The following is a 19,881-nucleotide window of genomic DNA, read 5'->3' on the forward strand; positions in this document are numbered from 1 at the left end:
GACCGCCTCGACGAAAGACGCATAAAGTGGATAAAGGGCTGTCGCGCCATCGAGACGCGGCAACTTCGAGTCTAGTTTAAACGAAGATTCGCCATCCAGCTCCGCTAAATCTGATTTTTCCTTAAAAGGCTGATAGTCCATCAACTCGACGCCCCGTTCTTCAATCCGTAAACTTTCTGTATACACATAATAGCCTTTCACCGAACCAAAGAAGACGATCCCGAGCACCGTTCCAATTAAAGTGATTCGCTTGAGATGACCTTTTTTCAACGGTGAGAAGTCATATAGCGCCATAATGACAATTACTAACGCCACTCCATACCAAATCGTCCATACAATCGGACGTGCCCCGGCAACCGGATCGTCCATCATGAACAATCCTATGAAAACTGATATGACCCAAGCCACAAACACAATAAACACACTGCCTAATATAAACTTCATCATTTTCATCTAAATCAGCTACTCCATTCGCTTCTATAGTAGTCAGGCGATTTCATAAGCGATTGCTTCGACACCGACGCCTTTTGTCGGCCGGGCGACCGACCGGACATATCCTTTTCGAACGAGGAAGCCGACGATGCTCCCCAGGTCGACTTTCAATGCTTGCAAGTTCGGATGCTCCATCAATTCTGAGAACGGCCACGGTTCATCCCGTTGTTGCATCGTTTGTAATAGAAGAAGAGTGCCGGGCAACACTTTCGATTGAATCAAATGTTCAATGCCGATGATTACCAAATGAATCCGCTGTTCCAGCGATTCTTGTCCGCTCACCAGTTCTTCATGTAACTTATATATTTCCAAATCGAGGGTGCGCACTTGCTTCCACAATATGATTTCCGGATGAATTCCGGACTCCAACACCGACAACCGCGCCAAATGAGTCAAGGCGTGATGGATTTGGGTGAAAGCATCTTGATGCTCCTCTTGTAAAAATAAGCTTCGTCCATCTTCAAAGCGTCGCAACAACTTCGCAAAAGCAAGGGACAGTTGAAGACGTTGCTCATCATTCGAAAAATTACGAAGGCGTTGTCGCAAGTCTAATAAAAACGTATTTCGTTCAAACAAGACCATCCCATCTTCAATCCAATGAATGGCCCGGCGATTCTCGTTCATTAAAATCCAACGATCCATCATCGAGTCACTTACGAGATGAAGAATAATTTTTTCTTGCCCAACCTGATAATGTTTCACTGTCCAGAACGGTTCTTCTTTCGCTTCAATCACAATCAATAGCCGGTCCGATTGATCGGTCAAAGGGTCTCTCGGCCGTTTCTTTTTCACTTCAATGATGCCAAGCGTTGTCTTCAAGGCCGCATATTCCGAATAGATCGTGCGCGTCGCATACTCCATAGTCACCTTGATACCTTCTTTCTATAATGATGAACCACAATCGTCCACCCAATAATCTGATACAAAAATGATTCGCCTTCTTTTAAAATTCTCCTGCCAGCGATTGTATGAACTTCTCACGGTCGTGCAGATGAGCTATAGTAAAGACAGACATGGAGGGATTACGAAATGAAAAAACGGGGGAATAAAATCAACCGCGCTCGAAACCTTGCGTTGTTGCTCGTCTTTGCGGGAATCGGAGTCATGTATCTCGGCCTGTTGGCGAAAAGCATCACATGGCTGATGATTATTTTCATGTTGCTCGGCTTCGTGATGGTGTTATCGAGTTCAGCGCTCTACTTTATTATTGGGATGGCATCCACGAAAGCCATCGTCGTCACTTGCCCGAATTGTGAGAAACAGACAAAGATGCTCGGCCGGGTCGACTTATGTATGCACTGCGACGAACCGCTCACGATCGATCAATCGCTCGAAGGTAAAGAGTTCGATGAAAAATATAATAAGCGTCAAACCCATTCACACGAATAAAAAAACATCCTCTGCCTGAGGATGTTTTTTTAATGTTTATGCGCTTGTTCAGCTTGGCAAGCCGGGCACGTCCCGTATACTTCAAGACGGTGACGATCGACTTTGAACCCTGTCAATTGAGATGCGACCGATTCGATCTCGTCGAGGACCGGATAGTTGAAGTCGACAACTTTCCCACATGCATCACAGATGATGTGGTAGTGACGCGACGTCACAAAATCAAAGCGACTCGAAGCGTCCCCATAGTTCATCTCTTGAACGAGTCCGACTTCTTTAAAGACGCGCAAGTTATTGTAGACGGTAGCGACACTCATGTTCGGAAATCTCGCCGAAAGTGCCTTATAAATGTCATCCGCTGTCGGGTGACTGTGCTCCGTGACGAGGTACTCCAAAATGGCCTGGCGCTGAGGCGTCATTCTGACTCCATGTTCTCGGAGCGACTGAACAGCATGGTCAAGCATTTCGCTTCCCACGTCAATCCCTCATTTCTTCTATAAAATTCATGCGAAATGTCAGTTAGAATTAACCTATTTCTTACATAGTAATCTTTATAAATAGTGTACTGATTTCTTGAACGGTCGTCAAACGTTGAGCTTATGCGGTTGACGGCTATGATACAATAAGTGCGAATTTGTAAAAGGAGGCAACACATATGGCAACACCATCTACACGCAACAATTCAGACGTTTTGTATACCGACGCCTTGACGCACATCGTCGGCGGGGTCAATAGCCCTTCCCGCTCATTCAAGGCAGTCGGCGGCGGTGCACCCGTCTATATGGAACGAGGAGACGGCGCTTATTTCTATGACGTCGACGGCAATCGCTATATCGACTATTTGGCGGCGTACGGACCGATTATCACAGGCCACGCCCATCCGCATATCCATAAAGCGTTGATTGAGGCGTCGTCTAAAGGACTCCTTTACGGGACACCGCACGCGCTTGAAGTCGAGTTCGCGAAAAAATTAAAGGCGGCCATCCCGTCAATGGATAAAGTCCGTTTCACCAACTCAGGGACCGAGGCGGTCATGACGACCGTTCGTGTCGCTCGCGCCTATACCGGTCGTGAGCTCGTCGTCAAATTCAGCGGTTGCTATCACGGTCACTCGGACTTGATGCTCATCGCGGCAGGCAGTGGACCGGCCACGCTCGGCTCACCAGACTCAGCCGGCGTCACACGAGCTACGGCGAAAGAAGTCATCACCGTGCCGTTCAATGACGTCGAGGCGTTCCGAGACATGATGAGCGAATGGGGAAGTCAAATCGCCTGCGTCCTCGTCGAACCGATTGTCGGGAACTTCGGGATCGTCGAGCCGAAACCAGGCTTCCTCCAGGCCGTCAATGACATCACCCATAAACATGGTGCACTCGTCATTTACGACGAAGTCATCACGGCGTTCCGTTTCACGTACGGAAGCGCCCAGCAAGTGTACGGGATTGAACCGGATATGACCGCACTCGGGAAAATCATCGGCGGAGGCTTGCCGATTGGTGCCTATGGCGGTAAAGCTGAAATCATGGAGACGGTCGCTCCGCTCGGCCCAGCCTATCAGGCCGGAACAATGGCCGGCAACCCGGCGTCGATGGCAACGGGTCTCGCTTGTCTCGAGGTTCTCGAGCAACCCGGCGTTTACGAAAAGCTCGACGCACTCGGTGCCGAGCTCGAGGCCGGGATTCGTGAAGCCGCAGAAACACATGGTGTGACCATCACGTTGAACCGTTTAAAAGGTGCCCTTACGGTTTACTTCACGGACGAGATTGTGACCGATTACGAAGGCGCCGAAAAATCAGACGGTGAAGTGTTCGGACGTTTCTTCAAATTGATGCTCGAGAACGGTGTCAATTTAGCCCCTTCGAAGTACGAGGCTTGGTTCTTGACGACTGAGCATACCGAACAAGATATCGAAGAGACGATTGCCGCTGTGAATCGCGCGTTCGCCCAACTATAAGCAAAAGGAGATGCCGCGGCATCTCTTTTTCGTTTACACCGAAGGCCGAATCCACAGCTGGTCGTAGCGGGGGTGGCCGAACACATCGACTGGAACTTCCCCTAGAAAGCTCGGGAATCGCCGCTCTCGGGCCACGTGATACAGAGGAATAACAAGTGCTGCTTCTGTCAAATAACGCTCGACATCACGATGGAGCCACGGCCACGCACTCATATCGGTCTGACGGTAACGGTCCATCATCGTCCGGAGCTCCTTTTCATGCGCGATTAACTTGCCGACGAGTGACAGTTCACTCGTCAAAAACGCGAGAAACGCCAAATCGAGATCTTCGCTCATCATCTCCCCGCATAAAATCAAATCAGCACGGCGCAGCGTCTCCTCTTGTAGTAACGAGGCAATCGTATACGTCTCGGTCTCAACGATAAAGCCGGCTACGCGCAACTGTTCCGCGACAAGCATCGCGTCTTCTGTCGCAACGTCGAACGGCAAATGCAATAGACGCAGTGGACGGCGCGAACTTCCCGTTGCTTTTGGTGCCGCCACCGGTCGACTCGCCTCCGGGAAAAAACCATGGGCCACTTGATGACGTTCTCCCCCCAAATCGACGACCGCTTGTTTATCGATCGCCCGTTGAATCGCGCGTCGCGTCGCCATATCCTCTTTCAGCCAGGAGTGCTGTAAGTTGAACATGAGATAACGAGCCCCGGCCTCGGCAATCCATTTCACGACGCTATGATCGTCCCGCGCGCTCCATTTGGCGTGATCTGCTTCCGAGAACGTGACAAACTCAACCACGTCCAATGACGGACGCGGGCGCAACCCGCGCTCGAACGCCCGTAAACGCACGACGTCGTCAGATTGTTTCTCCAATTTGAAAGGCCCCGTCCCAACAATCCCTTCTGCTCCTTCATACGTAATGGATGCCGGTGTTTGAGCAAGCAAGCGCTCGATGTAGGCCCGATGTGCTTTCGTATGGATGTCAATGACGTAAGGCGCCGGCGATTCGACCCGTTCGATTGGCGCGAACAACCAAACTTGTTTTCCGCGAGCCAATAATCGATTCAACGAGTAAACGACATCTTTGGCGGCTAACGTCATTCCGTTGTGGAATGTGACGCCTTTTCGGATATAACACCGAAATCCGAATGTCACTTCTTCGATATGATGGGCAAGGGACGTTTGGACCGTCGTCCCATCCCATTCGAAGAGGCGATCGAAGACGTGCCGAGACAAGGACGCCTCCATCGCGATATGGATGTCGAGCGGGTCGAGTGATTCAAGCGTCCGGGTACGCGGGAACACGAATCGGTCTTCTTCCGTCTGTTCGAAACCGAATCGACTCCAAATCCGCGCTTGGATCAGTTCCCGTAATGCGGGTGGCCAATCCCACTCCAACCATTTGGCCGCCTGCGCCATCGTAGCCTCAGAAAATGAGGTTACGACCCACGCCTGGAGCGTCTCGTCAAAGTCCGACTGAAAACGAAGCATCGATTCATGGCCGCGCCCTTTGCCGGCTTGATAGGTCACCCACCCCATCGCCTCCCATGCCTTGATATCACGCTTCACTTGTTTCTCACTATAGCCGACCGCTTCAACCGCTTCCCGCAACGTCACTTCCCTTTTGCCCGTCTCTATCGTGTGGCGATAAATCGCCACTAGTTTCGCATTCATGACCTTCCCCCTAAATGTGGACATGTCCAAATATTTTGTCTCTTTTCACCAAGTGTAGTCCACGTTTAAAGTAGTGACAAGGAGGTGCTCACATGAAATTCAAAGATTTTCCAACCAACGTTCGGCTTCGACTCGTCTGCGGCTTTTTCATCCGCATCGTCGGCTCGGCCATCTTTCCATTCATGGCTTTATACTTTTCAGAAGAACTCGGCAAAATCGCTGCCGGGATCATCATGACGTCATTCGTCATCGTCGGGTATGTCACCGGCTTGTTCGGTGGGTACTTCTCGGATCGCTTCAATCGCAAGCACGTCTTACAAATCGGCCAACTCGTTCAAATCCTTTGCTTCATCGGAATGACGGTGGCGATTCACCCATCAAACAATTGGGCACTCGCCGTGGCCATTCTCTACTTCGGTCACGCGGTCGCCAACGGGTTGAACTATCCGGCCTTGGAGGCAATCGTCATCGATTCGATGGAAGAATCGAATCGGAAAGCGATTTATGTATATGATTATTGGCTCGTCAACTTGGCTATCGCCGGCGGTGTCATGCTTGGTGGTGCCTTCTATCGTGACTACCGCTTCGGCTTGTTCGTCGGGATGACGCTCGTTTTGACGATCACGACGATCGTCTTACAGCGCTATCTCGTCGATTCTCATCAAGGCAATCGGTCGACGCCGGCCAATCCGATTGTCGGCGTGATTCAAAACTACCGGATTGCCCTCAATGACCGACGCTGGATGTTATTCGTGCTCGGCAGCATGCTCGTCTTCTCGACCGAGTTCCATATGGCGAACTATATCGGTGTTCATTTGGCGGAATCGTTTCAACAGCGCTCGATCGGCGGCGTTCCGTTCGATGGTGTCCGAATGATGGCGTTCATGCAACTCGAGAATACACTACTCGTCGTCGCCATCACGTTCGCCGTCACTGCATTTGTGAAACGGTACCGTGAGAAATACGTTTTCTTCATCGGCTTGTCGTTATACATCACGGCGTACGCTGCCATCACGTCGATGAACTCGTTCCTGATTCTCGCCGTCTTGGCCGTTGTCTTCACGGTCGGCGAATTGCTGTACTCGCCGATCCGCCAAGTGAAACAAGTCGATTTGCTCGACCCGGAGCGTCGCGCCTCGTACCTTGCTTTCGGTGGACTCACATTCCACGGGGCCAAACTCGTGGCCGCGGCCGGGATTGTCGTCGGAGCATTCATCGGACCCGTGTTCATGAGTGGCTACATCTTCTTGTTCGGAGCGCTCGGTGCCTACCTCTACTACGTCTCGTTATATAGGATGGAATCGGTGCGCCAGCTCGCCGCATGACGTTTGAAGTGACACCGGAACGGAAACAGGCAAGAGTGAAGGAGGCGAGTGGTATGCCAGCCATTGTATTATTTGATGGAGACTGTAACTTTTGCGACGCGAGCGTCCAGTTCATCTTGAACCGTGACGCGACGGGGAACTTTCATTTCGCCTCGCTTCAAGGCGAGGCCGGTCAAGCTTTACGTAAACGTCATCGTATCAACGACTCGGTCGACAGCATCGTGTTGATTCGCGATGGTGTCCCGTACATTAAATCCGACGCGGCGGTCCGCATCGCTGAAGGATTGGATGGGAAGTGGCGTTGGCTCAGGTTTGTGAGGTTCGTCCCAAAACCGATTCGTGATTTCGGCTATGATGTGATCGCTAAACATCGTTATCAGTGGTTCGGACAAAAACAGACGTGCAAACTGCCGACGCCGGAAGAACGGAGCCGATTTCTCGACCAACAACCAAAACCGCCGACTCGATGAGTCGACGGTTTTTTTTTTTTAGTCCATACAGGTCAAGTACGTCCAGTGGCACTCCGGCATCGGATTGCCCATGAAACTGACACCGAGGTCGTCCGCCCGGTGAATCGTCGTCCATGGGGCATCACCGACTTGAAGATACACTTCATGATGTGGCGATTGCGTATGACTTCCGGACAGCTTGAACGTAGCATTGTCCTTTAATTGCGCGACGATCGTATATTTGATGTCCGGCGCGATAACGAGCGGGTTGCCAACGGAATGTTGCAACCGATACGCCGCCCGCCCGCGGTCGATATCGACATCTTCAAGATACACTTGGTCGACAGAGGCGATATCTTCACCCGTCAAACGGTGATGTTTCGTATAGCCACGCGTCACATTCGCATCTTTTTTGATGGAGACGATCGGAATATCACTCAGCCCTTCGGCCTTCACTTCCGTCCGCGTGCGATAGTCGGTCGCATGAACGTTATAAGGGCGACCGTCTCCTTCAAAATACGGATGAGGCGACAACAAGTTCGGGTTTTTAATCATCGGCGGGCGGATGAACGTCTGGACGCGAAGCTGAATCTGGTCCACCGTCTCCAAATCAGGTCGAATCGGACTGACGAGAAAATACATGATGTACAATTCCTTGTCCCGTCTCGTGTCCGTCTTCAATTCTTTGGCGAGTGACATCGCTTTGCCGACGGCGTGAATGAGACTCGTCCCCGGTTTCTCATCTCGCTTCACAGAGCGGAGCGCCCGCACTTCATACATTGTTGGCTCATGGAGCGGCGTCTCGTCCAAATAAGCATGGCCGACGACTTCGGCAATGCGTCGTCCTTGCCGGTAAATCGCATACGTTTCGACGTCAGCAATCGGGTCCCATTGGAGATGGGTGCCGTTCGAGGCGACGACTGCCGACGTGAGATGACGATTCCAGTACAAGTCGTCAGTTGGGTCGACGGCGGCCGTATACACTTTCGCCACTTCCCCCTGTTCGTCCGTGATGCGATAAGCGACTTGTTCTCCCACACCGGTCTCGTGATCGACATAGTGTTGATCGGTCCCTTCATACACATACTTCCCGTTCCGCGTGAGCCGGACCGTCCCTTCGACTGACCACGTCAGCTCGAGCGCGTCTTTTAGCGGTTTTACCGTAATTAATCCTTCCCCGTTCATCATTGGTTCATCCCCCTTTTGTCATGTCGTTTCTTCATTCCCGTCTCACTGTCACGGAAAACAAAAAGACCTCGAGTTTCCTCGAGGTCCCGTCTCATTCGACGACTGCTAAATCTTGAATCATATACAAATCGTAATAGGCGCCGCGGCGACGCATCAGTTCTTCATGCGTCCCGGTCTCCATGATTTGTCCGTTATCGACGACGACGATTTTATCGGCGTCGGTGATGGTCGACAATCGGTGCGCGACGATGAGCGTCGTTCTGCCTCTCGTCAATCGCGCGAGCGAATCCTGAATCATCGCCTCACTCTCAAGGTCAAGCGCACTCGTCGCTTCGTCGAGAATGATGATCGGTGGATGTTTCAAGAAGACCCGGGCGATCGCGAGCCGTTGCTTTTGCCCACCTGACAGTTTAACCCCTTTCTCCCCGACCGGCGTATTATAGCCGTCCGGCAAGTTTGAGATGAACTCATGGGCGTTGGCAGCTTTCGCGGCGGCGATCACATCTTCGTCACTCGCTTCCGGATTCCCCATCCGAATATTCATCGCGACCGATTCACTGAAGAGGACCGAGTCTTGCATAACCATCCCGATTTGGTCACGGAGGGCCCGCAGTTTAAAATCGCGGACGTCGGTACCGTCAATTTTAATGCTGCCTGACGTGACGTCATAAAACCGTGGAATCAGGCTGACGAGCGTCGATTTCCCGCCGCCAGACATGCCGACGAACGCGACCCGCTCCCCGGAGCGAATATGCAGGTTGACGTCACGGAGGGCGCGGGTACCGTCTTTCTCGTACGCAAAGCTGACCTGATCGAGTTCGATGTCGCCTGCCGTTTTCACGGGAACGAACGCACTCGATTTTTCTTCGATGTCATACGGCTCATCGAGGAACTCGAAGACCCGGTCCATCGAAGCGACCGACTGCGTGAGCGTCGTCGCCGAGTTGACGAGACGGCCGAGCGGTGCATAGAGACGGTCGATATAGGCGATGAACGCGACGAGCGTCCCGAGCGAGACGTCCCCTTGCAAGACGAGCCATGAGGCCGTCGTGAAAATCAAGATTGGAGCGATATCGGTGATCGTCGAGACGACGACGTACGTCTTCGCGTTCCACCCCGTATGGCGGAGTGCAGCCTTTAAGAAACCGCCGTTTTGTTCTTCGAACGCTTTGTTCTCATACGGTTCGAGGGCGAAGCTGCGGATGACGGCCATCCCGTTGACGCGTTCGGTCAAATGACCTTGAAGGTCCGCAAGGGCGGCCGAGCGTTCCCGTGTGAGCCGGCGCAACCGTCCATAGAAGTAACGGACGGCGATGGCGTAGAACGGGAGCGGCAAGACGGCGATGAGCGTCAATTGCGGGTCGATCGTGTACATGATGGCGATGGCAATCAAAATCGTGACCATATCGAGCCAGATGTTCATCAGACCGGTGATGACGAAATCTTTCGTCTGCTCGACATCGTTGATGATGCGCGAGATGATTTGTCCCGTCTTATTGTTCGAATAGTAGCGGAGCGACAACTTTTGGACGTGGTCGAACAATCGGTTCCGGACGTCGAACAAAATCCGCGTCGCCGCCCATTGCGCCAAATATTGGCGTAAGTATTCAATCGGTGGCTTTAAGACGAGGAAGACGAAGAAGACGATGCTGAACAGCCAGACGAGCTCCGTGTAGTCGGCAGCCGGAGCATCTTCCGTCAAATAGTTATCGATGACATATTTATAAAGGAGCGGCAACCCGAGCGGGATGGAGAATTTCAAAATCCCGACGAAGATGGTCAGCGCGATTTGTTTTTTATACGGTTTAACGAACTTTAAATAACGTTTAATACTACCCATTAGTTCCTCCTTCAAGAAAAAAGCGGAGATGAGCGATCATCTCCGGTAACGTGCTTCGTATTCGCGATACCATTCATCGACGAATGTTGGGTTGAACGGCCCTTTCCGTCCTCGAATCCAGTTAATAAGTTCTTGAACGTTCTGTTTCAAGATTCGATCAATCGCTTTCGGATAATTCATCTCGCGACGATGCCGCTCATATTCATCCTCATCTAAAATCGTGTACGACATATCCGGGAACACCTTGATGTCCAAATCGTAGTCGATGTACTTGATGGCACGCTCTGCCCCATCGAACGTTGTCGGCGAACCTAGATTACAGTAATAGTAAATCCCATCTTCGCGAATCATGCAGATGACATTGAACCAAAACTCAGATGAAAAGTAGCAAATTGCCGGCTCACGAGTTCTCCATTGCCGGCCGTCTGACTCACTGACCATGATGCGGTCATTGAATCCGATCATATCCGTTTTTGACGACTGAAGGACGAGCGTTTCTTCCCAAACGCGATGCAAAGTTCCGTTGTGCTTGTAGCTCTGTATCTCGATCTTGCTACCTGCTTTGGGAAATAAGCTCATAAGCTCCTCCTTTCCGCTATGATGCTATACAATTCTCATATTTAATTATAGCGACTTTCAGAACCAATGAAAAAGGAAATCTCTTATTTTCACGAATTTAGTGTTTTTTGGAATGCTTTGGCTCGCGCTTTGAACATCGGTCGAAGCACGAAGTATTCGACAAGGACGGTCGGTACGTAACTATCGAATGTGACCTCATCGACCATGACAGCCTGTCCTCCGACTTGTTCGACCCGATGGACATGGCTGAAGCGACGGAACGGAAACGGCAACTTCACACCTTGGTCACAAAAAGCGTAATTCCCGGTCAATGTGATGGCACTGTTCCACGGTAATGAAACTGGACCGACACCCACCCGCAATTGAACGAGATTCCCCTCGACCGACGCCCCATCCCCAAGGAGCGTCACTTTCGGGAACGATGTCAGTGTTGATAAGAGCGAAGCATCTTGAAGCAGCGTCCAAAGCGTGTCAACGGATGTGTCATATGGCGTTCGTACGTCAAACTGTCTCATCTTTTGCACCTGCCATCTGCTCTAATTTTTGTTGGGCGACCGATACGGTCACCACGTCCCGTGCCTCTTCGTCGAGCCAAGTCCATTCCCCTGCCGGTAACGTCTCGACTTCATATAAGTCGATGTACCAGACGATGTGGGAAAACACATGTTTCACTTGTCCAACATAGGTTCCGTTTAACTGTTCCCCCGTTCCCCGGTCTGTAAGCGGATATTGCCACATTCCAGCGAGAAGACCTGTTTCCGGCCGCTTCATATAGGCCGTGCGGCCCTCTTGTCGACAATAAAGCGCATCATACATTTCAATCCGAGACGCCCCTTTTTTCGTCTTGACCGGGAGTTCATCTTGAACGTTATGGGTATAAGCATAACAATCGTCTTGAACGGGGCAAAGCGAACACATCGGGTTTTTCGGCGTACATACCGTCGCCCCGAGTTCCATGATGCCTTCGTTAAAGTCCGAGGCATGCGCCGGGTCCATCAGTCGACGCACGACTTGCTCAAACAACTTCCGCGTTTTTGGGATGGCGATGTCGTCATAAATCCCGAATTGACGGGACATGACGCGCATGACGTTGCCATCGACGGCTGGTTCCGGCTGATTGTAGGCGATCGAGAGCACGGCCCCGGTCGTATACGGTCCGACGCCTTTCAGTTTTTCGAACCGCTCTTTTTCTTCGGGGACGATGCCGTCGTACACAGCAACGACTTCCCGGACGGCTTGATGAAGGTTTCGGACCCGTGAGTAATAACCGAGTCCTTCCCAATATTTGACGACCTCATCGGGTTCGGCCGCTGCCAATGCCTCAATCGTCGGGAAGCGATCCATGAAACGGTTATAGTATGGGATGACGGTATCGACGCGCGTCTGTTGGAGCATGACCTCACTCACCCAGACGCGATACGGATTTTTCCCGTGACGCCACGGCAAATCTCGCTTTTCGCGATTGAACCACGTCACTAAATTTGTGTTAAATTCTTGAATATTATAATTTGTGAACAATTTATCAACATCGAGCATTTCGTTTCCCCTCGTTTTAAAAATATTGTATGATGAAATGGATTAAATAACGCCGTTTTTTCTACTTATGGAGGTGCTGAAGCACATTGGATACTGCTACTCACATTGGGATGGGACTTGGTTTAAGTGCAATCGCGACCCTCAGCCCAGAGGTGTCAGGCGACGCACAAATGTTTCTAGCCATGACAGCGACGGCTCTCGTCGGCTCGCATGCTCCGGACTTTGACACGATCTTCAAACTAAAAGGAAATAGCACGTATTTACGCCAGCACCGCGGTCGTTCACACGGAATCACCGCACTCCTCGCCTGGCCGATTATCGTCAGCGCTGTCATCGGACTCGCGCTTGGCGTCAACCCTGCCTCATTATGGGTCATGGCACAAATCGCCGTGCTGTTGCACGTCACGGTCGACTTGTTCAACGCCTACGGGACGCAAGCCCTCCAACCATTTTCGAAGAAATGGATTGGCTGGGGCGTCATCGGGACGTTCGATCCGTATTTGTTCTCTGCCTATTACGGCGCATATGTATTATGGCTTATCACAGGGGCGACTGTCCCGATTTTTGCACTGCTCATTGCGCTCGTCATCAGCTATTACGCCGTCCAGTTCAAATTGCGTAATCGCGCCCTCGCCACGGTCGCCCGTCACTTCGCCGGCGCCCACGAACTGTTCATCTCGCCGGGTATCGGCTGGGATGACTGGCACGTCGCCGTTCGATTCCGCAACGGTTTAGGAGCAGTCAAAGTAAAAAAAGGGACGGTCATCGAATGTGGTCGTTTCCGTGACAAGCCGATGCCTGGGGAAGATGACCTTCACTTCGTGGAGGCCCGTAAAAATGCGGATCTTCAATCGTTCCTTGAGTTTTCGAAGATTCACACGTATACGGTCACACGCCACAATGGCATGATTGAATATCGCTTCACGAACTTGCGCTACTTTTCGAAAGACATTTATCCGTTCGTCGCCGTCGTCATCGTCGATGAAGTGTCAAACGAAGTGTTGTCTTCGTTCACCGGTTGGGTGTTCAGCGAAGAGAGCTTACAAAAGAAATTGGCCTACGAACAGTAAAAAGTCGCTCGCGAGAGCGACTTTTTTTATGCCTCCGACTCCGTGAACTGGAGCTCAAAGTCAAACTTCACTTTTTTATCGACGAGGACGCCGCCCGCTTCGAGCGCCTGGTTCCACGTCAATCCGTAATCTTCCCGGTTGATCGACCCGTCCCCGGTGAAAGCGTGCTTCATGTTGCCCCAAGGATCTTTTACACTTCCCTCGTATTCAACGTCGAACGTCTCTTCACGGGTCGTGCCGCGAATCGTCAAATTCCCTGTCAATTCGAACTCGCCGCCGCCTTTTGAGCGAAACGATGTTGATTCAAAGACGATGTCCTCATGCTGCTGCGCATCGAAGAAGTCGCCAGACCGCAAATGGTTATCGCGGTCGCTGTTATTCGTATCGATCGATGCTGCTTTAATCGTCACGTTTACGCGTGCGTTCGCGAGATCGTCCGGTTGCCCGCTCGCTTCGACGTGAAAATCTTTGAACTCCCCTTTTACTTTCGAGATCATCATGTGCTTGACGGTAAATGTAATCGAACTGTGTGCCGGGTCGACTTGGTATGTTTTTGCCATGAATACGTCCACTCCTTCGATTTAAAATTGATGCTAATTGATGTTTACCACAAATCTTGACTTCAAAACATATCTTAATAAATGTGACAAATTATTGTCTAAAAATTTTGACTTTTATCATACCGACCCGTTACGATGAAAAAAGGAAGCTGTGGACTTACAGTAAAATGTAAGCGCATACATAGAATCCCTATACTTTTCGGAAAAGGGAGGAACTACCATGATTTATGAAGTCCCAAACTCGACAGGCACGAAAGTTCACTGTGAACTACTCACCACTTGCTTGCTTCGCAGCCTGAAGTGGGAGTTTCTTGGGAAGACCGTACTTTTACTAGCTACGATTATTGACCAAGCTCGTCGGGCAGTCCCTGCCCTGAAGACATGATATCCTCGGCGAGGCGCAACAGGTTGAGGCTCGCGTTGACGTCGCGGTCGTGGTGCGCGCCGCATGCGCCGCATGTCCACTCCCGGATATGCAGGCCCTTCCTGCCGCCGTTCTCGCCGCAGGCCGAACAGACCTGGGTCGAGGCGAACCACGGGTCGGCCTTGATCAGCGTCCGCCCATAGAACTTACATTTATATTCGAGTTGGCGGACGAACTCGCCCCACCCGGCGTCCCCGATCGCTTTTGCCAGGCGGCGGTCCTGCATCATCTCCCTCGGTCTCAGCGTCTCGACCACGACGACTTGGTTCTCGTCGACGATGCGTCGCGACAGCTTGTGGAGGAAGTCGTGCCGGCGGTTCCTGACCTGCTCATGCTTCTTCGCGAGGAGGAGCCGGGCCTTCTCGCGGTTCCTGCTGCCGGGCTTCTTGCGGGAGAGCGCGCGTTGCGCCCATTTGAGCCGTGCCTCGGCCTTTCGCAGGTTGCGCGGGTTCGCGATCTTCTCCATGACGAGATCGTCGTTCGTCATGGTGGCGAAGTGCACGAGTCCGAGGTCGATCCCGACCGTGTGCTCTGCCGGGACCCACGGCTCGTCGTCCTGCTCGACGAGGAGCGACACGAAGAATTTGCCCGTTCTCGTCATCGACACGGTCGCCGAGCGGATCTCGCCGTCGAAGCCGCGGTGCTGTGTGAACCGGATGAACCCGACCTTCGGGAGCCGGACTTTTCCCGCCTCGATGCGGATCGTGCCGTGCTGGTTGTTCGTCGTGTAGGACGCGCGCGATTTCCGTCTCGACTTGAACACCGGGAAGCCGGCCGTCCCGGCGAAGAACTTCGCGAACGCCGCGTCGAGGTGCAGCTTCGCGTTCGCGAGCGCGAGGCTGTCCGCCTCGCACAGGAACGGGAACAGCGGCTTGTAGGAGGCCGGTGTCGGCGGCTTCCGTTTCGGCCCGCCGCCCGCCTTCGCCTCCTCGTGGATCTTGATGCGGTCCTCGAGCAATTTGTTGTAGACGAAGCGGGCGCAGCCGATCGTCTTGACCAGGAACTCGGCCTGTGCCGGCGTGGGGTGGAGCCGATATTTGTAGCCTTTCAGCACGTCTTTCCCTCCTTCTCCATATGGTCGGATGACTCTCGTCCCATTCCGATACCCGCGGAGGGGGCGAGGAAATCTGACGGAATCACGAACTTTTGTTCGTTGTATTTGTCACAGGAACATCCAAAGGGTTCGCAAGCAGGCGATTCATCTCCCACCTACGCCGGGCTTCGCCCGAGACGCTTAGAGGTGGGGGAATTCTCGCCAAGTTTAGTTAAACAAAACGAGCTCCATATGCGGGCGATCGAACAACTGCTCGGTCTCGACCGCAGTTGTTTGCAATCGTGGATTGTCTTCAGTGACCGTTCCACATTAAAACGAGTTGAGTCGTCGAGCGTTCCGGTGTTGAATCGAAAAGCATGGGCCAAACAAATGACGGACTCTGTTGAGCCTCGATTGTCGGCGGCCGAACGAATCAACTTATACGAACAACTTCGTCCCTATATGCACGTTAGCGATGAAGTCAAGGCAGCACACATCGATGCCATTCAACAGACAAAATCCCCCATCGGCTAATATTCCCGCCTCAGGCGACACAAAAAGTCCCGCTCACGGTGAGCGGGACTCCTTTTATTTACTTTGCATTTTAAAGCGCAAGTAGAGTTCGTTGTAGTACGCGTTCATGCGTTTGCCTAAATTCTCATACACTTCGAGCTCATCTGTCACGTCTTTTGACGGATAAAAACGTTCGTCTGACGTCACTTCTTCATCTAAGAATTCAAGTGCCGCTTCGTTCGGTGTCGAATAGCCGACATAGTCGGTATTGCGGGCCGCGATTTCCGCGTCAAGCATGAAGTCGATGAACTGGTGCGCGCCTTCGACGTTTTTCGATGTGTTCGGGATGACGAGGTTGTCGAACCAGAGATTCGTCCCTTCTTCCGGGATCACGTACGTCAACTCTTCGTTCTCGTACATGATTTCGGAGGCGTCACCTGACCAGACGACGGCCGCGGCCGCTTCGCGATTGGCCATGAGCATCTTGATTTCATCGCCGACGATCGCTTTGATGTTCGGCCAGAGCGTCTCGAGCTTTTTCTCCGCCTCGAGCAACTCGTCTTTGTCCGTCGTGTTGAGCGAGTAACCGAGCGAGTTCAGACCGAAGCCCATCACCTCACGAGTCCCGTCTGCGAGCAAGATGTCATTCTCGAGCGGCATGTCCCATAGGTCGTTCCATGACGTAATCTCACCGTCGACGAGCTCAGGGTTGTACACGATACCGACCGTTCCCCAGAAGTAAGGGACCGAGTACGTGTTACCCGGATCGAACGACTTGTCGAGGAAACGTGGGTCAATGTTATCGAAGTTCTCGAGCTTGTCATAATCGATCGGCAAGAGCAGGTCCTCTTCGATCATTTTACTGATGGCGTAATCCGACGGGACCGCAATGTCGAACGCCGTACCGCCTTGCTCGATTTTCGTGAGCATCGCCTCGTTCGAGTCGAATGTCTGATAAATGACCTTCAAGCCCGTCTCTTCCTCGAACTCTCCAATCAAGTCTTCATCGATATAATCACCCCAGTTGTAGACGACGAGCGTGTTATCGCCGCCAAACCCTTGCGCCATATTGATTTGATACACCCAGAGCAAAAGAGCGGCACTGACGAGGACCGGCACCGTCAACATGATGACCAATTTTTTCATCGTCTTACCTCCTTCGCTTTACCACCGCGTTGGGCAAGTACATAATACCCAAGGACGAGAATGAGTGTGAACAAGAACAAGATGGCTGACAAGGCGTTAATTTCGAGCGAGATACCTTGGCGAGCCCGTGAGTAAACTTCGACGGCAAGTGTCGTAAAGCCGTTGCCGGTCACGAAGAACGTGACGGCAAAGTCATCGAGCGAATACGTGAGCGCCGTGAAGAACCCGGCGAAGATGCCCGGTGTGATATACGGCAAGATGACTTTCGTCAACACGTCCCACGTGCTCGCGCCGAGGTCACGCGACGCATCGATGAGCGTCGGGCTCATCTCTTGCAGCTTCGGCAAGACCAAGATGACGACGATCGGCACCGAGAAGGCGATGTGCGCCAATAGCACCGAGTAGAAACCGAGCTGAATCCCGAGCATCGTGAACAGGATGAGGAACGAGGCCCCGATGATGACGTCCGGACTGACGATCAACACGTTGTTGAGCGACAAGAGCGACGTCTTCGTGAAGCGTTGCCGCGCCGTATAGATGGCGAGCGCGCCGATGACGCCGAGCACGGTCGAGATCGTCGCCGACAGCAGAGCGATGACGATCGTGTTCAAGACGATGACGAGCAGGCGTGTGTCGGTAAAGAGCGACTTGTACCAGTCGAGCGTGAAGCCTTCAAAATTGCTCATCGTCCCGCCACTGTTGAACGAGTAGACGACCAAATAGAGAATCGGTGCGTAGAGGATGAAGAACACCGCCATCAAATAGAGGTTGGCTAATTTAAATTTTTTCGGTTTCATCGACGCACCGCTCCTTTCGCGCCCCAGTCACGCGTGATGACCATGACGAGGACCATCGCCAAAATCAAGAACACGGCAATCGTCGAGCCCATGCCCCAATTTTGCGTGACGAGGAATTGTTGTTCAATCGCCGTCCCGAGCGTGATGACTCGGTTCCCAGCGATGAGTCGGGTGATCATGAACAGTGACAATGCCGGGATAAAGACGATTTGAATCCCTGACTTCACGCCGTCGAGCGTGAGCGGGAAGATGACCCGGCGGAACGTCGTCCAGTTCGAGGCCCCGAGGTCACGCGACGCATAGACGAGCGACGGCGGGAGCTTTTCAATGGCGTTATAAATCGGCAAGATCATGAATGGGATGAAGATATAGACCGACACGAACACGAAACTAAAGTCCGTGAACAAAATCTGTTGTGTCCCGATGCCAATCGCCTCTAAAAATTGGTTCGTGATGCCATACGTCCCGAAGATGCCGAGGAATGCATAGGCTTTAAGCAATAAGTTGATCCATGATGGCAAAATGATGAGCAAAAGCCAAAGTTGCTTATGCTTTGTCTTCGTCAATAAATAGGCGGTCGGATACCCGATCAACAGCGAGAAGAACGTGATCAAGAACGCATACCAGAAGGAAGACAACGTCATCGTCAAATACGTCGACGTGAAGAACATCTGATAGTTCTCTAAACTCAAGTTCCCTTCGATATCAAAAAACGAGTAATAGACGACGAGCAGGAGCGGCGCGATGACGAACAGCGCGATCCATAACCAATAGGTCGTCAAATAGACCGTCTTCGCGGTTTGACTAGTTTGATTCATGAGCGACCTCCTCATAGGACTCGAGACGACGGTCGAACTCTTCCTCCGTCTCCCCTAAGCGCATGACGTGAATCGCCTCGTCATCGAACGTGAGGCCGATTTTTGAGCCGACGACCGATTTTTTCGTTGAATGGACGAGCCATTCGTTCCCTTCTTGGTCATAGCAGCAAATCTCATAGTGGACGCCGCGGAACAGTTGCGAATCGACGTCGACGACGAGTTTCGCCGAGTCGACCGACGTCATCTCCAAATCTTCCGGACGGATGATGACTTCGACTTTTTCATTGCGATCAAACCCTTGGTCGACACAATCGAACGTCTTCCCGGCGAACGTGACAATGTTATCTTCTGGCATGACGCCCGGGACGATATTCGACTCTCCGATAAAATCAGCGACGAAACGGTTGATCGGCTCGTCGTAAATGTCGGTCGGTGTCCCGCTTTGGACGATCTTTCCGTTATTCATGACGAAAATCTCATCCGACATGGCGAGCGCTTCTTCTTGGTCGTGCGTGACAAAGATGAACGTGATGCCGAGACGCTGTTGCAATTCACGAAGCTCATATTGCATCTCCGTCCGGAGCTTCAAATCGAGCGCCGAGAGCGGCTCATCGAGCAAGATGACTTCCGGTTCGTTGACGATGGCACGGGCGATGGCGACACGCTGTCGTTGCCCGCCTGACATCTCATCGATTTCACGTGACTCGTACCCTTTCAAGTTAACGAATTTGAGCGCTTGTTCGACTTTCGTCTTCACGTCCGCTTCTTTCATCTTTTTGATGCGCAGACCGAATGCGACATTCTCGAACACGTTCAAGTGCGGGAAGAGCGCATAGTCTTGAAACACAGTGTTCACTTGACGTTTGTTCGCTGGGACGTCGTTAATGCGCTTCCCGTTGAACTGGATGTCGCCTTCTGTCGCATCCGTGAAACCTGCGATCAGACGTAAAATCGTCGTCTTCCCACATCCAGACGGTCCGAGCAACGTATAGAACTTCCCTCGTTCAATCTCAAAGCTAATGTTTTCCAAGACGACGGTGTCATCGTAACGCTTCGACACGTTGTCAAAGCGGATAATCGTTTCTGGGTTCATTTCGGTT

21 protein-coding genes (1 of these 21 running past the window's edge) are annotated in these 19,881 nt (G+C 52.1%); 6 read left to right on the top strand and 15 right to left on the bottom strand.

Features of this window, described 5'->3' with window-relative positions; translation table 11 throughout:
* Positions 1–369: the 5' end (the start) of a PstS family phosphate ABC transporter substrate-binding protein gene (locus tag FED52_RS11085; protein ID WP_240731262.1), read on the bottom strand. The gene continues 732 nt to the left of window position 1, outside the view; only the first 369 of its 1,101 coding nucleotides appear in the window; the start codon lies at positions 367–369; its stop codon lies off the left edge, out of view.
* Between the two features lie 117 nt (positions 370–486).
* Positions 487–1,353: a nucleotidyltransferase-like protein gene (locus FED52_RS11090; protein WP_138860338.1), complete on the bottom strand. Its 867-nt coding sequence runs from the start codon at positions 1,351–1,353 to the stop codon at positions 487–489.
* A 168-nt stretch (positions 1,354–1,521) separates the two neighbouring features.
* Between FED52_RS11090 and FED52_RS11095 the strand changes: the two genes are divergently transcribed.
* Entirely contained in the window at positions 1,522–1,881 is a 360-nt protein-coding gene (locus FED52_RS11095; RefSeq protein WP_131438348.1) for a YgzB family protein, read from the top strand.
* Positions 1,882–1,910: 29 nt separating this feature from the next.
* On the opposite strand, the gene perR is transcribed toward FED52_RS11095, so the two are convergent.
* The gene (perR, locus tag FED52_RS11100; protein ID WP_029596002.1) at positions 1,911–2,342 is read right to left on the bottom strand and encodes a peroxide-responsive transcriptional repressor PerR; all 432 of its coding nucleotides are present in this window, start codon (positions 2,340–2,342) and stop codon (positions 1,911–1,913) included.
* A 191-nt stretch (positions 2,343–2,533) separates the two neighbouring features.
* On the opposite strand from perR, the gene FED52_RS11105 reads away from it, so the two are divergent.
* Positions 2,534–3,832, top strand: coding sequence for a glutamate-1-semialdehyde 2,1-aminomutase (locus FED52_RS11105; RefSeq protein WP_138859901.1), 1,299 nt, complete (start codon positions 2,534–2,536; stop codon positions 3,830–3,832).
* Positions 3,833–3,865: 33 nt separating this feature from the next.
* On the opposite strand, the gene FED52_RS11110 is transcribed toward FED52_RS11105, so the two are convergent.
* A complete protein-coding gene (locus tag FED52_RS11110) occupies positions 3,866–5,503 on the bottom strand; it encodes an ABC transporter substrate-binding protein (RefSeq protein ID WP_167491836.1) in 1,638 nt (545 codons plus the stop codon).
* A 92-nt stretch (positions 5,504–5,595) separates the two neighbouring features.
* On the opposite strand from FED52_RS11110, the gene FED52_RS11115 reads away from it, so the two are divergent.
* Together FED52_RS11115 and FED52_RS11120 are read left to right on the top strand one after the other, a co-directional pair.
* Positions 5,596–6,828, top strand: a complete 1,233-nt coding sequence (locus FED52_RS11115; RefSeq protein ID WP_138859903.1) for an MFS transporter — start codon at positions 5,596–5,598, stop codon at positions 6,826–6,828.
* Between the two features lie 53 nt (positions 6,829–6,881).
* On the top strand, positions 6,882–7,298 hold the full coding sequence (locus FED52_RS11120; protein ID WP_138859904.1) for a thiol-disulfide oxidoreductase DCC family protein: 417 nt from the start codon (positions 6,882–6,884) through the stop codon (positions 7,296–7,298).
* Positions 7,299–7,316: 18 nt separating this feature from the next.
* Here FED52_RS11120 and FED52_RS11125 read toward each other — a convergent pair whose 3' ends face one another.
* The 5 genes from FED52_RS11125 to mutY all read right to left on the bottom strand — a co-directional run bounded on the left by FED52_RS11125 (position 7,317) and on the right by mutY (position 12,420).
* On the bottom strand, positions 7,317–8,465 hold the full coding sequence (locus FED52_RS11125) for a DUF3238 domain-containing protein (RefSeq protein WP_138859905.1): 1,149 nt from the start codon (positions 8,463–8,465) through the stop codon (positions 7,317–7,319).
* A gap of 91 nt (positions 8,466–8,556) precedes the next feature.
* Complete coding sequence (locus FED52_RS11130) at positions 8,557–10,305, bottom strand: ABC transporter ATP-binding protein (protein ID WP_138859906.1); 1,749 nt, start codon at positions 10,303–10,305, stop codon at positions 8,557–8,559.
* A 36-nt stretch (positions 10,306–10,341) separates the two neighbouring features.
* A complete protein-coding gene (gene ntdP, locus FED52_RS11135) occupies positions 10,342–10,884 on the bottom strand; it encodes a nucleoside tri-diphosphate phosphatase (protein WP_021067741.1) in 543 nt (180 codons plus the stop codon).
* A gap of 89 nt (positions 10,885–10,973) precedes the next feature.
* Positions 10,974–11,399 carry an SRPBCC family protein gene (locus FED52_RS11140; protein WP_034780979.1) on the bottom strand — a complete coding sequence of 142 codons (426 nt, stop codon included), beginning with the start codon at positions 11,397–11,399 and terminating at the stop codon, positions 10,974–10,976.
* Positions 11,386–12,420 (bottom strand): A/G-specific adenine glycosylase, encoded by a 1,035-nt coding sequence (mutY, locus tag FED52_RS11145; protein WP_138859907.1) that lies wholly within the window; start codon positions 12,418–12,420, stop codon positions 11,386–11,388. The genes FED52_RS11140 and mutY overlap by 14 nt, the downstream gene beginning before the upstream one ends.
* Before the next feature lie 86 nt (positions 12,421–12,506).
* Here mutY and FED52_RS11150 point away from each other — a divergent pair, with 86 nt between their 5' ends.
* Positions 12,507–13,490: a metal-dependent hydrolase gene (locus FED52_RS11150; protein WP_138859908.1), complete on the top strand. Its 984-nt coding sequence runs from the start codon at positions 12,507–12,509 to the stop codon at positions 13,488–13,490.
* A 26-nt stretch (positions 13,491–13,516) separates the two neighbouring features.
* Here the strand turns inward: FED52_RS11150 and FED52_RS11155 are convergent, their stop codons facing one another.
* Positions 13,517–14,050: a YceI family protein gene (locus FED52_RS11155; protein ID WP_114167428.1), complete on the bottom strand. Its 534-nt coding sequence runs from the start codon at positions 14,048–14,050 to the stop codon at positions 13,517–13,519.
* A gap of 341 nt (positions 14,051–14,391) precedes the next feature.
* Positions 14,392–15,528: an RNA-guided endonuclease TnpB family protein gene (locus tag FED52_RS11160; protein WP_138859909.1), complete on the bottom strand. Its 1,137-nt coding sequence runs from the start codon at positions 15,526–15,528 to the stop codon at positions 14,392–14,394.
* 231 nt (positions 15,529–15,759) lie between these two features.
* Here FED52_RS11160 and FED52_RS11165 point away from each other — a divergent pair, with 231 nt between their 5' ends.
* The gene (locus FED52_RS11165) at positions 15,760–16,041 is read left to right on the top strand and encodes a hypothetical protein (RefSeq protein ID WP_138859910.1); all 282 of its coding nucleotides are present in this window, start codon (positions 15,760–15,762) and stop codon (positions 16,039–16,041) included.
* A gap of 54 nt (positions 16,042–16,095) precedes the next feature.
* Here FED52_RS11165 and FED52_RS11170 read toward each other — a convergent pair whose 3' ends face one another.
* Genes FED52_RS11170 through FED52_RS11185 form a run of 4 tightly spaced genes read right to left on the bottom strand, consistent with a single transcriptional unit; the run spans position 16,096 to position 19,874 of the window.
* A complete protein-coding gene (locus FED52_RS11170; RefSeq protein WP_138859911.1) occupies positions 16,096–17,166 on the bottom strand; it encodes an ABC transporter substrate-binding protein in 1,071 nt (356 codons plus the stop codon).
* The gene (locus FED52_RS11175) at positions 17,163–17,963 is read right to left on the bottom strand and encodes an ABC transporter permease (RefSeq protein ID WP_021067750.1); all 801 of its coding nucleotides are present in this window, start codon (positions 17,961–17,963) and stop codon (positions 17,163–17,165) included. Before FED52_RS11175 ends, FED52_RS11170 begins: the two co-directional genes overlap by 4 nt.
* Entirely contained in the window at positions 17,960–18,781 is an 822-nt protein-coding gene (locus tag FED52_RS11180; protein ID WP_034780994.1) for an ABC transporter permease, read from the bottom strand. Before FED52_RS11180 ends, FED52_RS11175 begins: the two co-directional genes overlap by 4 nt.
* Positions 18,768–19,874: an ABC transporter ATP-binding protein gene (locus FED52_RS11185; protein ID WP_034780995.1), complete on the bottom strand. Its 1,107-nt coding sequence runs from the start codon at positions 19,872–19,874 to the stop codon at positions 18,768–18,770. Before FED52_RS11185 ends, FED52_RS11180 begins: the two co-directional genes overlap by 14 nt.
* Between the last annotated feature and the right edge of the window lie 7 nt (positions 19,875–19,881).

It is taken from the genome of Exiguobacterium mexicanum, from assembly GCF_005960665.1.
GTDB classification, from domain to species: Bacteria; Bacillota; Bacilli; order Exiguobacteriales; family Exiguobacteriaceae; genus Exiguobacterium; species Exiguobacterium mexicanum_A.

Coding starts and splice junctions, on each gene's coding strand:
- FED52_RS11090 (WP_138860338.1), bottom strand. CDS start 1,353: ATGGAGTATGCGACGCGCACGATCTATTCGGAATATGCGGCCTTGAAG.
- FED52_RS11095 (WP_131438348.1), top strand. CDS start 1,522: ATGAAAAAACGGGGGAATAAAATCAACCGCGCTCGAAACCTTGCGTTG.
- perR (WP_029596002.1), bottom strand. CDS start 2,342: ATGCTTGACCATGCTGTTCAGTCGCTCCGAGAACATGGAGTCAGAATG.
- FED52_RS11105 (WP_138859901.1), top strand. CDS start 2,534: ATGGCAACACCATCTACACGCAACAATTCAGACGTTTTGTATACCGAC.
- FED52_RS11110 (WP_167491836.1), bottom strand. CDS start 5,503: ATGAATGCGAAACTAGTGGCGATTTATCGCCACACGATAGAGACGGGC.
- FED52_RS11115 (WP_138859903.1), top strand. CDS start 5,596: ATGAAATTCAAAGATTTTCCAACCAACGTTCGGCTTCGACTCGTCTGC.
- FED52_RS11120 (WP_138859904.1), top strand. CDS start 6,882: ATGCCAGCCATTGTATTATTTGATGGAGACTGTAACTTTTGCGACGCG.
- FED52_RS11125 (WP_138859905.1), bottom strand. CDS start 8,465: ATGATGAACGGGGAAGGATTAATTACGGTAAAACCGCTAAAAGACGCG.
- FED52_RS11130 (WP_138859906.1), bottom strand. CDS start 10,305: ATGGGTAGTATTAAACGTTATTTAAAGTTCGTTAAACCGTATAAAAAA.
- ntdP (WP_021067741.1), bottom strand. CDS start 10,884: ATGAGCTTATTTCCCAAAGCAGGTAGCAAGATCGAGATACAGAGCTAC.
- FED52_RS11140 (WP_034780979.1), bottom strand. CDS start 11,399: ATGAGACAGTTTGACGTACGAACGCCATATGACACATCCGTTGACACG.
- mutY (WP_138859907.1), bottom strand. CDS start 12,420: ATGCTCGATGTTGATAAATTGTTCACAAATTATAATATTCAAGAATTT.
- FED52_RS11155 (WP_114167428.1), bottom strand. CDS start 14,050: ATGGCAAAAACATACCAAGTCGACCCGGCACACAGTTCGATTACATTT.
- FED52_RS11165 (WP_138859910.1), top strand. CDS start 15,760: ATGCGGGCGATCGAACAACTGCTCGGTCTCGACCGCAGTTGTTTGCAA.
- FED52_RS11170 (WP_138859911.1), bottom strand. CDS start 17,166: ATGAAAAAATTGGTCATCATGTTGACGGTGCCGGTCCTCGTCAGTGCC.
- FED52_RS11175 (WP_021067750.1), bottom strand. CDS start 17,963: ATGAAACCGAAAAAATTTAAATTAGCCAACCTCTATTTGATGGCGGTG.
- FED52_RS11180 (WP_034780994.1), bottom strand. CDS start 18,781: ATGAATCAAACTAGTCAAACCGCGAAGACGGTCTATTTGACGACCTAT.
- FED52_RS11185 (WP_034780995.1), bottom strand. CDS start 19,874: ATGAACCCAGAAACGATTATCCGCTTTGACAACGTGTCGAAGCGTTAC.